This window comes from Ruminococcus sp. J1101004sp1_RTP21198st1_B9_RTP21198_201120 (assembly GCF_040924245.1).
GTDB classification, from domain to species: domain Bacteria; phylum Bacillota; class Clostridia; order Lachnospirales; family Lachnospiraceae; genus Blautia_A; species Blautia_A faecis.
Map to the genome: position 1 here is coordinate 45,622 of NZ_JBCOMI010000011.1, position 14,916 is coordinate 60,537.

Annotated in this window: 12 protein-coding genes and 1 other RNA gene; 10 read left to right on the forward strand and 3 right to left on the reverse strand. The window is 45.0% G+C overall.

Translation table 11 applies throughout. From position 1 onward, the window contains the following. The 5 genes from AB5618_RS09325 to rnpB all read left to right on the forward strand — a co-directional run bounded on the left by AB5618_RS09325 (position 1) and on the right by rnpB (position 4,801). Positions 1-810, forward strand: a complete 810-nt coding sequence (locus AB5618_RS09325) for a class I SAM-dependent methyltransferase (protein ID WP_173716357.1) — start codon at positions 1-3, stop codon at positions 808-810. Continuing rightward, positions 800-1,582 carry a Nif3-like dinuclear metal center hexameric protein gene (locus AB5618_RS09330; RefSeq protein ID WP_368366706.1) on the forward strand — a complete coding sequence of 261 codons (783 nt, stop codon included), beginning with the start codon at positions 800-802 and terminating at the stop codon, positions 1,580-1,582. The genes AB5618_RS09325 and AB5618_RS09330 overlap by 11 nt, the downstream gene beginning before the upstream one ends. A 141-nt stretch (positions 1,583-1,723) precedes the next feature. Continuing rightward, on the forward strand, positions 1,724-3,388 hold the full coding sequence (locus AB5618_RS09335; protein ID WP_368366707.1) for a nucleoside kinase: 1,665 nt from the start codon (positions 1,724-1,726) through the stop codon (positions 3,386-3,388). Between the two features lie 38 nt (positions 3,389-3,426). Then, on the forward strand, positions 3,427-4,332 hold the full coding sequence (locus tag AB5618_RS09340; protein ID WP_368366708.1) for a type IV pilin protein: 906 nt from the start codon (positions 3,427-3,429) through the stop codon (positions 4,330-4,332). 117 nt (positions 4,333-4,449) lie between these two features. Beyond that, positions 4,450-4,801: RNase P RNA component class A (gene rnpB / locus AB5618_RS09345), an RNA gene on the forward strand. A gap of 260 nt (positions 4,802-5,061) precedes the next feature. On the opposite strand, the gene AB5618_RS09350 is transcribed toward rnpB, so the two are convergent. From AB5618_RS09350 to AB5618_RS09360, 3 genes are all read right to left on the reverse strand, one after another. After that, positions 5,062-5,499 carry an aspartate carbamoyltransferase regulatory subunit gene (locus AB5618_RS09350; protein WP_118578704.1) on the reverse strand — a complete coding sequence of 146 codons (438 nt, stop codon included), beginning with the start codon at positions 5,497-5,499 and terminating at the stop codon, positions 5,062-5,064. After that, positions 5,493-6,416 carry an aspartate carbamoyltransferase gene (pyrB, locus tag AB5618_RS09355; RefSeq protein WP_148462381.1) on the reverse strand — a complete coding sequence of 308 codons (924 nt, stop codon included), beginning with the start codon at positions 6,414-6,416 and terminating at the stop codon, positions 5,493-5,495. Before pyrB ends, AB5618_RS09350 begins: the two co-directional genes overlap by 7 nt. Before the next feature lie 133 nt (positions 6,417-6,549). Continuing rightward, positions 6,550-6,939: a hypothetical protein gene (locus AB5618_RS09360; protein ID WP_148462379.1), complete on the reverse strand. Its 390-nt coding sequence runs from the start codon at positions 6,937-6,939 to the stop codon at positions 6,550-6,552. A gap of 114 nt (positions 6,940-7,053) precedes the next feature. Between AB5618_RS09360 and AB5618_RS09365 the strand changes: the two genes are divergently transcribed. The 5 genes from AB5618_RS09365 to AB5618_RS09385 all read left to right on the forward strand — a co-directional run bounded on the left by AB5618_RS09365 (position 7,054) and on the right by AB5618_RS09385 (position 14,915). Continuing rightward, positions 7,054-8,346, forward strand: coding sequence for a folylpolyglutamate synthase/dihydrofolate synthase family protein (locus tag AB5618_RS09365; RefSeq protein ID WP_148462378.1), 1,293 nt, complete (start codon positions 7,054-7,056; stop codon positions 8,344-8,346). A 129-nt stretch (positions 8,347-8,475) separates the two neighbouring features. Then, complete coding sequence (gene pheA / locus AB5618_RS09370) at positions 8,476-9,606, forward strand: prephenate dehydratase (RefSeq protein ID WP_148462375.1); 1,131 nt, start codon at positions 8,476-8,478, stop codon at positions 9,604-9,606. 223 nt (positions 9,607-9,829) lie between these two features. Further along, positions 9,830-11,140, forward strand: a complete 1,311-nt coding sequence (locus AB5618_RS09375) for an ATP-binding protein (protein ID WP_173718763.1) — start codon at positions 9,830-9,832, stop codon at positions 11,138-11,140. A gap of 68 nt (positions 11,141-11,208) precedes the next feature. Beyond that, complete coding sequence (locus AB5618_RS09380) at positions 11,209-12,744, forward strand: HD domain-containing protein (RefSeq protein ID WP_148462372.1); 1,536 nt, start codon at positions 11,209-11,211, stop codon at positions 12,742-12,744. Positions 12,745-12,755: 11 nt separating this feature from the next. Next, positions 12,756-14,915: an RNA degradosome polyphosphate kinase gene (locus tag AB5618_RS09385; protein ID WP_148462370.1), complete on the forward strand. Its 2,160-nt coding sequence runs from the start codon at positions 12,756-12,758 to the stop codon at positions 14,913-14,915. Position 14,916 lies beyond the last annotated feature (1 nt).

A 14,916-nucleotide genomic window follows, 5' to 3' on the forward strand; every position in this document is an offset into this window, starting at 1 on the left:
ATGCAGTTATCCTTACGACTGTCTGCAATCGCAGACCTGGTGACAGAAGGAAACCGGCTGGTAGATGTGGGATGCGATCATGGATATCTGCCGGTATACCTGATACAGCAGAAAAAAATTCCATCCGCCATTGCAATGGATGTGCGAAAAGGGCCACTTTCCAGGGCACAGGAACATATCCGGCAGTATGGACTGGAGGAATACATACAGACCCGGCTCTCAGACGGACTTGAAGGCTTGAAAGCCGGAGAGGGTGACACCCTTGTGATCGCAGGTATGGGCGGTCCCCTTATGGAAAGGATTCTCACAGATGGCAGGTCTGTGAGAAATTCTTTCTCTGAGCTGATTTTACAGCCACAGTCCGACATTCCCCATTTTCGCAGATTTATCCAGTCTGAAGGCTGGGAGATCACAGAAGAGAAAATGGTGGAAGAGGATGGGAAATTTTATCCCATGATGCGGGTGGTGCCTGGGGAAAATGTTCACAGCAGTTTGAAACTTAACGTGGATTCTTTCCCAAAAAATACGTCTGTGAAAGCTGCTTCTTCTGAGAACCTACATGCTGATGAATGGGCAGAAATGCCGGAAAATCCAGCTGCTTACACCTTGGAGGAAGCCTTTGGCAAATATCTTCTTCAGGAAAAGAACCAGGTGCTTTACCATTATCTTCAGCGGGAATCCCGGATCCGCTCCCAGATTCTGGACCAATTGGAAACGGCACCGAAGGCAGAGGCAGTTACTGCCCGCATTTTGGAAGTAAAGGAGGAGGCGCAGCTGATCGCTGCTGCGCTGGCAGAATATGAAGGTTAAAGAACTGACAGAATGGCTGGGAGGAAATTTTCCGGCAGCAGTTGCAGAGGACTGGGATAATGTGGGACTTCTTACAGGAGATGACGAGAGTGAAGTAAAACATGTTTTTCTTGCCCTTGATCTTACCGAAGCAGTGTTAGACGAGGCTATCCGGGCTGACGCTGACATGATCGTTACCCACCATCCTATGATCTTTTCCGGTATTAAGAAGATTAACAATCATAGCTTTACAGGACGGAAGATTATCAGTCTGGTGCGCCATGGAATATCTTATTATGCGATGCATACCAACTATGATATTCTGGGAATGGCAGATTTAAGTGCCAGATATCTGGAACTGTCAGATACGAAAGTACTTTGTGCCACCGGGGAAAAAGACGGGGAGACCATTGGCTTTGGGCGTGTGGGAAATCTGCCTTGTGAGATGACTTTAAAGGAGTACGCCCTTCTTGTAAAAAAGAATCTGAAGCTTTCAGATGTGAAAGTGTACGGAAATCTGGAACAGACTGTGAAAACAGCTGCCATATGTACCGGCTCTGGTAAAAGCATGATCCAGGATGTGCTTGCTGCCGGGGCAGATGTATATGTGACAGGTGATATTGATCATCATACTGGAATTGAAACCGTTGCCCAGGGGCTTGCAATCATTGATGCAGGCCATTACGGTACGGAATATATTTTTATGGAAGATATGAAGGAAAGACTGGCAAAAGCGTTTCCGGAGCTTACAGTTAGCTGCGCAAAGGTGAGAAGCCCGTATACGATATTATAAGGTTAAGACCTGGTGTGGATGGGCGTGATGGTGTTCGCCCGCCCGGAGATAAAATGAGTTGTCAGAATAATATTGTCTGGTTTTGGAAAATGTGATTTATGTTTAGCCTAATTGATCTTTCAGATCAGAAAAGGAGATTTTATGGATCATGCAGTGAAACTTACAATCAATGGGGAAACCAGAGAGTTTCCCATGGGAATTACCTATAAAGAAGTTGTAAAAGAGTACGAAAAGACCAGCCCGGCCCCTGTTATTCTTGTAATTGCAGGAGGCAAGATCTGTGAGCTTCATAAAAAAGCGGAACGGGACGGTGAAGTCCGGCTGGTCACCACAAAAGACAGCATTGGAAATAAAACCTATAAGCGAACTGCATGTCTGGTGCTTTTAAAGGCAATTTACGATCTTGCAGGCAAAGAAAAAGTAGATAAAGTGGTGCTTCATTATTCTGTAGGAAGCGGTTTTTACTTTACCATGGAAGGAGAACAGAAGCTGGATCAGGCATTTCTTGACCAGGTAAAGAAGCGGATGACAGAGCTGGTGAAGCAGAAAATCCCGGTGAAGAAACGAAGTGTAGGAACGGATGAAGCAATTGCACTTTTTCATCATCACAGAATGTATGATAAAGAGAAGCTGTTCCGCTATCGCAGGGTTTCCAGGGTGAATATTTATAGCATAGAGAATTTCGAGGACTATTTTTACGGGGCAATGGCTTACGATACCGGCTATGTGCCATATTTTGACCTGAAGCTGTATGATGAAGGCTTTGTGCTGATTCTGCCGGAGGCTAAGGCTCCGGATGTGCTTCCGGAATTCCAGCCCCAGGAGAAGATCTTCCAGGTGCAGAAGGATTCTGAAGAGTGGGGCAGAAAGCTGGAAATCTCCACAGTAGGTGAACTGAATGACCAGATCGTTTCCCAGGGGATACAGAAGATCCTTCTTATGCAGGAGGCAATCCAGGAGTCTGGAATTGCCAGAATTGCAGAGCAGATCGTGGAGGCTGGAAACAAGAAGTTCGTCATGATCGCTGGTCCGTCCTCCTCTGGCAAGACTACCTTTTCCCACAGGCTTTCCATTCAGCTGGCAGCACATGGAATGAAGCCACATCCCATTGCTGTTGACAATTATTTTGTAAACAGAGAGCATACCCCGCTGGATGAATTCGGGGAAAAGGATTACGAGTGTCTGGAAGCCATTGATGTGGAGCAGTTCAACAAAGATATGCTGGCACTTCTTAATGGAGAGAGAGTAGAACTTCCGGTGTTTAACTTCAAGACCGGGCAGAGAGAATATAAAGGTGATTTTCTCCAGCTGGGGAAGGAAGACATCCTTGTTATTGAGGGAATCCACGGCTTGAACGACAAATTAAGCTATGCGCTTCCGAAGGAAAGCAAGTTCAAAATCTATATCAGTGCCCTCACCCAGTTGAACATTGATGAACACAACCGAATTCCTACCACAGATGGCAGGCTGATCCGCAGAATCGTTCGGGATGCAAGAACCAGAGGAACCTCAGCCAGCGAGACCATTGCAAGATGGCCCTCTGTAAGACGCGGCGAGGAGAAAAATATTTTTCCATACCAGGAAGAAGCGGATGTTATGTTTAACTCGGCACTGATCTATGAACTGGCATGTCTGAAGGTATACGCAGAGCCTCTTCTCTTCGGAATTTCCAAAGAGGAGCCGGAATATCTGGAAGCAAACAGGCTGCTGAAATTTTTTGATTATTTTGTAGCTGTGCCAAGCGAGGAAGTGCCTAATAATTCCCTGTTAAGAGAATTTATAGGGGGAAGCTGTTTTAACACCTGATGATGCAGATGTGCTTGTAAGAAATTGAGGAGTATTTTATGAAAAAAAGTCGCAAAGGCTTTACATTGGCTGAGCTTTTGATCGTGGTTGCAATTATTGCGGTACTGGTGGCTGTTGCAATACCTGTTTTCGGAAGTCAGTTGGAAAAAAGCAGGGAAGCAGCAGACCTTGCAAATGTACGCGCTGCTTATGCAGAAGTGCTGACTGAGGCAAACATGGGAATCTATAATAAAGAGGTTATTGTCAATCTGAAACAGAAACAGTATGACTGGCAGTCAGCGGATGTAATTACAATTGGGGGGATCAGCCATTCGGTAAAAGAAGGCGATACGGATAACTGGATTGGAAAACCAGGAGCAGGTGGAACCTGTAAGGTTTCGTTTGACCAGAAAACGGGAACCAAATTTGTGTGGAGCGGGGATGGGACTTCTGCGTCAAATAGCTATGACATGAGTGAGGATTTCTTTGATGTATTAGAGAAGAGTGGCTGTCTGAAGGATGAGAAAATAAGCTCAAACAATGATTTTGAAATTGATTCGAAAGCAGCGGAGTTTTCAACTTTTGTCCCGAAAATTGAAAAAGTATTGGGCGAACAAAGCCTATTGAAGAATGGTACATGGGCGTTTCTGGGAAATGGAAATTCAGACAAAGCATCTGAAAGATATTTGTTCTGGACTTCATTTGATACCAATAAGGTGGGAGTTGGTAAGAAAATACCAATATTGATTCAAAGAGGAGATGGAAAATATTACGTCTCGAAATCTCTAACGGCAGAGAGAAAAAAAGGAAATGTAACATATGTGGCAATCTCCGATCACCTTTTTAATAAATGGGGGTATGAACGCGTTATTAAAGCAGGGGATGGTAAAGTGTATAACTCTCTGTCAGAAGCCTATGCTGCATATGAGAAGGTACTTGAAGGGTATAAAGACTTACCCCAGTAATTATTTACCGGGTTACTGCTTACTCCGTTTACCGTAATCTTAACAGGTTATACGACAGGGAGAAATGAGAAATAGTGCTTTACATCTTACCACAATAATGTTAAAATAGCACTTGCGCAAGCAGGCCAGGTGATCGCGGCTGGACAGACGAAAGGGTTCAGACGAGGAAAGTCCGGGCTTCACAGGGCAGGATGCCGGATAACGTCCGGTGGAGGCGACTCCCAGACCAGTGCAACAGAAATAAACCGCCATGGCTTGCCATGGTAAGGGTGGAAAGGCAGTGTAAGAGACTACCGCCGTCCTGGTAACAGGCCGGGCACATGTAAACTCCATTCGAAGCAAGACCGAGCAGAAAGCGATACGGCGGCCCGTCGTGCTTTCAGGTAGGTCGCTTGAGCCTTTCGGCAACGGAAGGCCTAGACAGATGATCACTCAACGACATAACCCGGCTTATCGGTCTGCTTGCGTATTTAAGAATCAAATTGTATGATACATATAATATGATATTTAACCTGAGAAGGTTCAGTTCTGCTGGATTTTCCCAGGTTTTTGCTTTATTGGAAATTACTCCGTAATGTTCCGATAAAGCAAAAAACGCTCCGCGAGGATGCGACCAGATGGACAGGAAATTTTACCGGAAATTTCTGTTACAAAAAAAGTGGAAGCTGTATTCAGCTTCCACAATAAAATATCAATATTGTTATAAAAACAATGATTTGCAGAGACGAATTATTTATTTCTGTGACCGGAGTATTTCTCCTCACAATATTTACATCTGTAAACCTCATTCTCCTCATCTGCCAGAACAAACACCTGATCCAGTCCCTGCTCGATGGAAGTGATACAGCGGGGATTCTTACATCTGATCACGTTTACAACCTGCTTCGGAAGACGAAGGTCTTTTTTCTCAACGATCTTCTCATCCTTAATAATATTTACGGTGATATTGTGATCAATGAAACCAAGGATATCCAGATCCAGATCTTCAATCGGGCACTCAACCTTGATGATGTCCTTTTTGCCCATCTTATTGCTCTTTGCGTTCTTGATGATCGCAACAGTACAGTCAAGCTTGTCAAGCTTCAGGTCATGATAAATAGTCATAGCCTTGCCGGCCTTGATATGGTCTAATACGAAACCTTCACGAAGTGCTCCAACATTTAACATGGCAGTTCCACCTCCAATAATGTAAGAATCAGGGCCATACGAACATATACACCGTACTGGGCCTGTTTAAAGTATGCAGCTCTCGGATCGCTGTCCACTTCAACAGAAATTTCGTTAACACGTGGAAGCGGATGAAGAATGTACATGTCATCCTTTGCAAGGGAAAGTTTCTGCTTGTCCAGTATGTAGAAATCTTTCATACGAACATAGTCTTCCTCGTTGAAGAAACGCTCCTTCTGAACACGTGTCATGTAAAGAATATCAAGCTCCGGAATAGCATCCTCCAGACGTTCTACTTCTAGGAACTCGATGTTGTTCTTTTTCAGTACGTCTTCACGGATATAGCTGGGAATACGAAGCTCTTCCGGAGAGATCAGTACAAATTTAACATTGTTGTAACGAACCAGCGCCTCGATCAGAGAGTGAACGGTACGTCCGAATTTCAGATCTCCGCACAGACCGATGGTAATGTTGTCAAGACGCCCCTTTAAGGAACGGATGGTAAGTAAGTCTGTAAGAGTCTGGGTTGGATGCTGATGACCACCGTCACCGGCATTGATAACAGGAATATTAGAAACCATAGAAGCTACCAGCGGAGCACCTTCTTTGGGATGACGCATAGCACAGATATCTGCATAGCAGGAAACAACACGAATGGTATCGGCAACAGTTTCCCCCTTCGCTGCGGAACTGGAATCTGCAGATGAGAAACCAAGAACCTTACCGCCAAGGTTCATCATAGCAGCTTCAAAACTGAGACGGGTGCGGGTACTTGGCTCATAGAAAAGTGTGGCAAGTCGTTTATCGTCACAGGTATGTGCGTATTTTTTGGGGTTTTTCTCAATATCGCTGGCAAGATCCAGAAGCTTCTCAAGCTCCGGAACACTAAGGTCCAGCGGACTCATTAAGTGTCTCATGATATACCTCCGTTATGAGTGTGTGGTTTTGGGGTAGAGTGTTACGGTTCACGAAAACTCTTTCAAAAAGGTTCTTCTGTGAGTGGTAACGCAAAATCTCTTCGACCTATCATATACTACTTGGAATGATTTTTCAAGAAGATTTTGTAAGTATTTTTTCGAAAAACAATCCAGTGAGAAACCAGACCGGGAGATAGTCCAGACGGATGACTCCTTTGTACTGATGGGGCACTCCGGAATAGTCCCAGGGGCACATGTGAAAAGCCTGCAGGATAGAACCGCTGGTAAATTCTGCCAGGTAAAATCCGGCAGTATAAAGGGAGCCTCGCAGAAGTGCCGGAAGGCTTTTCAGCTTTTTGTATACAGGCAGAATCAGGGATGCACAGCCATAAATGGGAAACATAAGAAGAGAGGTAGTCCCTTTCATGGACGCATCTCCCCGGAGCAGGGAATGGAGCCCGGTCCAGAGAATCTCCAGACACAAGCCGGTAAAACCACAGAAGAGAAAAGGGTATTTTTTCATATGCTTGGTCTCCTTGGGTAAAATGATAAAAATAACATTCCCATTCTTGCTAAATTTATGCTGCAAGGTTATAATGGAGAGAAAAAGATATTTGATAAACGAGGAGCTTTTATTATGAACTATCAGGAATGCCGTGCATATATCGATGATTCGGCGAAATACGGTTCCGTGCTGGGACTTGATAATATGCGTGAAATGCTGGACAGGCTTGGAAATCCTCAGGATGCAGTTCCTTATGTCCACGTAGCCGGAACCAATGGAAAGGGTTCCGTGATTGCTTATTTATACACCACCCTTACCCGGGTAGGCTATAAAGTGGGCAGATACATATCCCCAACTCTTTATTCTTACAGAGAACGTCTTGAGATTGCCGGCGAGAAGATCTCACAGGAAGATTTTGCAAAGTATGTGACAGAAATTTCCAGGTCAATTGACCAGATGACAGCGGTTGGCATGAATCATCCTACCCCTTTTGAGATTGAGACTGCAGCAGCGTTTTTGTATTTTAAGGAAGAAAATTGTGATCTGGTCCTTCTGGAGACCGGAATGGGCGGCAATCTGGATGCCACCAATATTGTGAAGAATACCAAACTGGCTGTGCTGGTTTCCATCAGCATGGATCATATGTCATTTCTTGGAAATACCCTTGGAGAAATCGCAGAGAAGAAGGCTGGAATTATCAAACCTGGCTGCCGGGTTGTGACCACAAAGCAGAAGCCGGAAGCGGCACAGGTGATTGCAGATACCTGCAACAAGCTTCATGTACCCTGTGTGGTATCTGACCCTGATGAGGCTGTTTTGGAAAAAGAGAGCGTATTCGGTCAGACCTTTTCTTATAAAGGAGAGGAATTTGCAATTTCCCTTGCCGGTGTTTACCAGAAAGAAAATGCAGTGCTGGCATTAAACGCCCTTGAAGAACTGGACAGACTTGGCTGGACTACTACCATGGAACAGCGGAAGGACGGTCTTCTCCACACAAGCTGGAAGGGAAGATTTACGGTTATCAATAAAAAGCCTCTTTTTATTGTAGACGGCGCCCACAATGCCGGAGCAGCCGACAAGATGGCAGAATCTATCCGACACTATTTTAATGGAAAAAAACTGATCTACATTATGGGTGTTTTTGCAGACAAGGAATATAAGATTGTCCTTGAAAAAACAGCTCATTTTGCGGAAAAAATCTATACCATAGAGACACCGGATAATCCCCGTGCACTGCCGGCAGAGGAACTGGCGAAGGCGGCAAGGGTATATAATTCCAGTGCCGAAAGTACAAAGAGCATAAAAGATGCTGTAGAAAAGGCGTTTTCCTGTGCAGGAGATGACGAGAACAGTGTGATTCTGGCATTTGGTTCACTTTCCTTTATTGGAGCGCTTACAGATGCGGTGGAAGAATATGTCGGATAAGTGTCAGGTACTGAAATGGCAGCGTGTTACTGGTCACGGAGTGAACAGTAATGGCAGTACATTGTGGAAATTGAAGTGTGCAGCAGCTGAATTTGCATGATTAAATACAAAAACTGGAGAGAAAACAATATGACAGATTTGCAGGAATGCAGACGAAAAATAGATGAAATTGACAATCAGATGGTGGAACTTTTTGAGAAGCGGATGAAGGTCTGCGAAGAGGTTGCAGAGTATAAGATCCATACCGGAAAGAAAGTGCTGGATCCGGAGAGAGAGCATGCCAAACTGGAAGAGATCAGGAAAAAAGCGCACGGTGAGTTCAACGAACTTGGAGCCCAGGAGCTTTTTCAGCAGATCATGGCCATCAGCAGAAAGCGTCAGTATCAGCTTCTCACCGAATATGGTCCGAAAGAAAAGGAAGACTTCCAAATGGTGGAGCAGCTTCCCAGAAATAATGTGACTGTTGTTTTCCAGGGGGTAGAGGGCGCCTACAGCTATGGAGCCATGCGCGCCTACTTTCAGGAAGACATTAAGAGCTATCATGTGAAGCTGTTCCGGGATGCCATGGAAGAAGTTGCAGCAGGAAGAGCAGATTACGCAGTCCTTCCTATTGAAAATTCCACAGCTGGGATTGTGACAGATATTTATGACCTTTTGACAGAATATAATCTGTTTATCGTGGGAGAGCAGATCCTGAAGGTTGAGCATGTGCTGCTTGGCCTGCAGGAGGCTGAGCTTTCCGATATTGCCGGGGTATATTCCCATCCTCAGGGGCTCGCCCAGTGTAAGGAATATCTGGAAGAGCATAGAGATTGGAAAACCACAGCAGTAACCAACACCGCCGCAGCGGCCAAAAAGGTCAGCGCAGATCAGGATAAGACTCACGCAGCGATTGCCAGCAGGGCTGCCGGAGAGATTTACAATCTGAAGGTTCTGGCAGAGAATATCTGCAAAAATGACAGCAATGTGACCAGATTTATTATTCTGGCAAAGAAACCGGTTTATGAGAATAACAGCTCCAGGATCAGTGTATGCTTCGAGGCACGTCATGCAAGCGGAACTCTTTACAATGTACTTTCCCATATGATCTATAATGGTCTGAATATGACCAAGATCGAGTCCCGGCCTATTCCGGGAAAAACCTGGGAATACCGTTTCTTCGTGGACTTCGAGGGAAATCTGCGGGACAGCGCGGTAAAGAATGCATTGCGGGGCATGGAAGCAGAGACTAGCTATTTGAAAATTCTGGGCAATTATTAAGATTATAGCTGCGAAGGCAGAGAGTGGCGGCAATTTCATTTATTGTTAAAATTAACCAAAGAATTTAAGAAGATTTTATCTGTTTTTAATATAAGAAAAGTAGAATGAAAAACGGTGCGAGTGCGTGAGCTTGTATATCCGAAAGTGTGCTGTTATGAATTGTGCGGACGGCAAAAAGGAGAAGAGACACGTAAATGCGTCATGGAATTGAGAGGAAACAAAAATGGCAAGAACAGAAGAATGTATCCTTTACCGCAATTTCGACAACGGTGAGGTACTGGACATAATGACATCACTGATGAACAACTATGAGGCTGGTGAAGAAGGCTTTGAGAATCGTAAAGAGGAATTTTTCCATATGGCAGGAAGCCTGGTGGAAATGGCAGGAATGTATGGGTTTTCCGGGAATCTGTGGCACACTTATCTGACGCAGCTTCTGGTCAATCACGAGAATGCATTCAGTACCGCTTCCGAGATCAGAGGGGCAGTGGAGGGAAGCATTAACCATCTGGCTCTTCATGATTTTGGAATTTTCAAAGAACTTTATGACTTTGATCTTGCTGTTTTTGACAGTGCGTTTGGAACAGACTGTGCTGATTTTCTCTGTAATTATGTGAATACAGGATGCAACAGCAAGGTATACAACCAGCGTATCTGCGACAGAATCTGTGATATGAGCAAAACACTGGCAGAGGCTTCTACAGTGGAAGAGTTTATGGCAGATATGGTGCAGTTCTACAAAGATTTCGGCGTAGGTAAGCTGGGATTGAACAAGGCATTTCGTATTGAGCATGGCAAGGATGGCAAGCCGGTGATCGCACCGATTACCAGAATCGCCCATGTGAATCTGGATGATCTGGTTGGATATGAAATCCCCAAGCAGAAGCTGATCGAGAACACGGAGGCTTTTGTAAGAGGAAGAAAGGCCAATAACTGCCTGCTTTTTGGTGATGCAGGAACTGGCAAATCTTCCAGCATCAAAGGTATCCTGAACCGTTATTATGACGAAGGACTTCGCATTATCGAGGTGTACAAGCACCAGTTTCAGGATCTGAATGATGTGATCGCACAGATCAAAAACCGTAATTACAAATTTATTCTTTATATGGATGATCTTTCCTTTGAGGAATTTGAAATCGAATATAAATATCTGAAAGCAGTGATCGAGGGCGGTCTTGAGAAAAAGCCGGACAACATCCTGATCTATGCAACCAGCAACAGACGTCATCTTGTTCGGGAGAAATCCGGGGATAAGCTGGAGGTGGCAGACGATGAAGATCTGCATTCCTCCGATACTGTGCAGGAGAAGCTTTCTCTGGTTTACCGTTTTGGCGTGCGGATTTATTTCGGTGCACCCAACAAGAAGGAATTCCAGAATATTGTTACTACACTTGCAGAGCGCTATGGTGTTACAATGCCTGCAGAGGAGCTTCTGACGAAGGCAAACGCCTGGGAGCTTTCTCACGGCGGTCTCACTGGAAGAACGGCGCAGCAGTTTATTGATCATGTTCTGGGAACAAGTGAGGAACAGTAAAAGATTACCAGAGATTATCTGAAATTTATGTCTGGAATGAAATAATCCTTGGCAGGAGGGAAAAACGTATGGCAGTGACCACATTTGCGGCAATTGATATCAGTTCTTATGAGATCACCATGAAAATTTTTGAATTTTCCAAAAAGGGTGGTTTCCGGACTGTGGACGATATCCGGTATCGTCTGAATCTTGGAGTAGGGGTATATTCCGGCGGAACCATGGAAGTGGATAAGGTAGATACTATTTGTGAAGTACTTAACGACTTTAAGAGGATCATGGCAGAGTACGGTGTGAAAGACTACCGCGCCTGTACCACAAGTGTTTTCCGTGAGATGAAGAATCCGCTGATTATCATTGAACAGATTTTCAGAAGAACCGGAATTCATGTGGAGGTTTTAAGCAATGCCGAGCAGCATTTTCTGGGCTATAAATCTATTGCGGCCATTGAGAATGGCTTTAAGAAAATGATCCAGAAAGGAACCGCTATTCTGGATGTGGGCGGTGGAAACCTGCAGATTTCCCTGTTTGACAAAGATGCGCTTGTAACCACCCAGAGCCTGAAAATGGGAAGCGTGCGTATCCGCCAACGTCTGAAGGAGCTGGAGAAAACCAATACGAATTATGCACAGCTGGTGGAGGAGTTTATCCGTAATGACCTGACCGGGTTTAAGCGTCTTTATCTGAAAGACCGCGAGATAAAGAATTTGATCCTTATGGGGGATTTTCTTACTGAGACTATTTTCCGTGAGGAGAGACAGGATAACATTATTACACGGGCTGAATTCGAGAAGCGGTATGAGAATACGGTTTATAAGACCGAGACTTCACTGTCAGAGGAAATGGATATTGATCCGGAGTATGCCGCTTTGATCGTGCCAACTATGGTTATCTGTAAAGATTTTATGGATCTTTTCAATGCAGAAGCGCTTTGGATGCCAGGTGTATCTCTTCTTGATGGCATTGCCTATGATTTCGGGGAAAAGAAGAATTTTATTAAGAGCGCACATAATTTTGAAAATGATATTCTGGTGGCAGCCAGAAACATTGCCAAACGTTATTCTACTGGAAAGGATCATATTAAGGGTACTACCGACCTTGCCCTGGCGATTTTTGACAGCATGAAGAAAGTTCACGGAATGGGAGACAGAGAGCGTCTGCTTCTTCAGATCGCAGTGCAGCTTCATGACTGTGGCAAATATATCAGTATGGGAGATGTGGCAGAGTGCTCCTATCAGATCATTATGGCTACGGAGATCATCGGACTTTCCACAGAAGAACGTCAGATCATTGCAAATGCGGTGCGCTACAATACCACAGAATTTGTTTATTACAGCGAGATCGCAGGAGAAGTCGGAATGGATCGTTCCGTATATCTTTTGATCGCCAAGCTGACTGCAATCCTTCGTATTGCAAATGCCATGGATCGCAGCCATTATCAGAAGGTAAAGAATATGAAGGCTATGCTGAAGGACAGAACTCTGCTTCTTACAGTTGATTCTGAGCAGGATATCTCCCTGGAACTTGGACTTCTTATGGATAAAGTTGAATTTTTTGAAGAGGTATTTGGTATCCGTCTGGTATTCAGACGTAAGAGAAAAGTGTGAGGAGGGGCACAATGGATCTGAAAAATTTTGAAAAACCGGAGTATTTTGTGAACAGGGAGTTGAGCTGGCTGAAGTTTGACGACCGTGTTCTTTCAGAAGCAAGAGATAAAAGTCTGCCATTGTTTGAAAGACTGAAATTTACCAGCATTGTATCTTCCAATCTGGATGAGTTTTACATGGTTCGTGTGGCTTCTCTGAAGGACCAGGTTCATGCCGGCTATGAGAAAACAGATATTGCAGGAATGGGACCAAAAGAGCAGCTGAAGGAGATCAGTGTCCAGACACATGAACTCGTCCGTTCCCAGTACAGCACTCTGAACCGTTCCCTTCTTCCGGCGCTGGAGAAGGTAGGACTTCACCTGGTGATGGAGCATGAGAAATTAAACGAAGAACAGCAGGAGTATGTGGACCGTTATTTCGAGGATAATGTTTATCCGGTTCTTACTCCTATGGCAATGGATTCTTCCAGACCTTTCCCGTTGATTCGAAATAAGACATTGAATATTGGCGCCTTGATTTCCAAGAAGGATAAGAAAAAGGGCAAGGATGTACTGGTATTTGCCACTGTCCAGGTGCCGTCTGTACTGCCGCGTGTGGTTGTCATTCCATCCGGGAATAAAGAGGACACTACTGTGATCCTTCTGGAGGAGATTATCGAGCGCAATATTGACAAGCTTTTCCTTGGATATGATGTGGTTTGTGCACATCCTTACCGTATTATGAGAAATGCGGATCTTTCCATAGATGAGGATGGGGCGGAGGATCTTCTGGTGGAAATCCAGAAGCAGCTGAAGAAGCGCCAGTGGGGTGAGGTGATCCGCCTGGAAGTGGAGGATAAAACGGACTCCAGACTTCTTGGCATTCTGAAAAAGGAATTTGACATTAAAGAAGAGGATATTTTCTATATTAACGGACCACTGGATCTTACCATGCTGATGAAGGTTTATGGACAGGATGGCTTTGATCAGTACAAAGAGCCGAAATATACCCCTGCTGTAGTGCCTGCATTTGCAGATACCAGTAAGGATATTTTCCAGGTGATCCGTGAGGGTGATGTGTTCTTACACCATCCATACATGAGCTTTGACCCGGTTGTAAATTTTGTACGCCAGGCGGCAAAGGATCCGGATGTACTTGCGATTAAGCAGACGTTGTACCGTGTCAGTGGAAATTCCCCGATCATTGCAGCACTTGCCCAGGCAGCGGAGAATGGCAAACAGGTTTCGGTTCTGGTAGAGCTGAAGGCACGTTTTGATGAGGAACACAATATTGTGTGGGCAAAAATGCTGGAAAAAGCAGGCTGTCATGTTATTTATGGTCTGGTTGGCCTGAAAACACACAGTAAGATTACTTTGGTGGTTCGCCGTGAGGACACCGGAATCCGCCGTTATGTCCATCTGGCAACTGGTAACTATAACGACTCTACTGCAAAGCTTTATACGGACTGCGGCATTTTTACCTGTGATGAGCGCTTCGGCGAGGATGCAACTGCAGTGTTTAACATGCTTTCCGGATATTCTGAGCCGAAGAACTGGAATCGTCTGATCGTGGCACCAATCTGGATGAAGGATCGTTTCCTGAAGCTGATCGAGAGAGAGGCAGAGCACGCGAAGAAAGGAATGCCGGCTATGATCGTAGCGAAGATGAACTCTCTTTGTGATCCGAAGATCATTGCAGCTCTTTATCATGCATCTTCCTGTGGCGTGCAGATTTACCTGCTGATCCGAGGTATCTGCTGTCTGAGAGTGGGAATCCCGGGTGTGAGCGAGAATATCCATGTACGTTCCATTGTAGGAAACTTCCTGGAGCACAGCCGTATTTTCTATTTCCACAATAATGGCAGTGACGAGATTTATATGGGAAGTGCGGACTGGATGCCTCGTAATCTGGACCGCCGTGTGGAGATTGTTTTCCCGGTCGAGGACGAGCAGATCAAGAATGAGATCAAGCATGTTCTGGATCTGGAGTTCCGTGATAATGTAAAAGCCCATATTCTTCAGCCTGATGGAACTTACGAGAAGCAGGACAAGAGAGGCAAGCTTCTGATCAATTCCCAGATGGAATTCTGCAGGGAGGCCACTGAGAAAGCAGAAGCGTTAAAGAAAAAAGAAAAACATGAAAATTCCAGAGTCTTCATCCCGGCAGAACCGGCGGAGGATGTGGAAGAATAAG

Excerpts from the sequence above, each read along its gene's own strand:
- AB5618_RS09325 (WP_173716357.1), top strand. The coding sequence starts at position 1 with ATGCAGTTATCCTTACGACTGTCTGCAATCGCAGACCTGGTGACAGAA.
- AB5618_RS09330 (WP_368366706.1), top strand. The coding sequence starts at position 800 with ATGAAGGTTAAAGAACTGACAGAATGGCTGGGAGGAAATTTTCCGGCA.
- AB5618_RS09335 (WP_368366707.1), top strand. The coding sequence starts at position 1,724 with ATGGATCATGCAGTGAAACTTACAATCAATGGGGAAACCAGAGAGTTT.
- AB5618_RS09340 (WP_368366708.1), top strand. The coding sequence starts at position 3,427 with ATGAAAAAAAGTCGCAAAGGCTTTACATTGGCTGAGCTTTTGATCGTG.
- AB5618_RS09350 (WP_118578704.1), bottom strand. The coding sequence starts at position 5,499 with ATGTTAAATGTTGGAGCACTTCGTGAAGGTTTCGTATTAGACCATATC.
- pyrB (WP_148462381.1), bottom strand. The coding sequence starts at position 6,416 with ATGAGACACTTAATGAGTCCGCTGGACCTTAGTGTTCCGGAGCTTGAG.
- AB5618_RS09360 (WP_148462379.1), bottom strand. The coding sequence starts at position 6,939 with ATGAAAAAATACCCTTTTCTCTTCTGTGGTTTTACCGGCTTGTGTCTG.
- AB5618_RS09365 (WP_148462378.1), top strand. The coding sequence starts at position 7,054 with ATGAACTATCAGGAATGCCGTGCATATATCGATGATTCGGCGAAATAC.
- pheA (WP_148462375.1), top strand. The coding sequence starts at position 8,476 with ATGACAGATTTGCAGGAATGCAGACGAAAAATAGATGAAATTGACAAT.
- AB5618_RS09375 (WP_173718763.1), top strand. The coding sequence starts at position 9,830 with ATGGCAAGAACAGAAGAATGTATCCTTTACCGCAATTTCGACAACGGT.
- AB5618_RS09380 (WP_148462372.1), top strand. The coding sequence starts at position 11,209 with ATGGCAGTGACCACATTTGCGGCAATTGATATCAGTTCTTATGAGATC.
- AB5618_RS09385 (WP_148462370.1), top strand. The coding sequence starts at position 12,756 with ATGGATCTGAAAAATTTTGAAAAACCGGAGTATTTTGTGAACAGGGAG.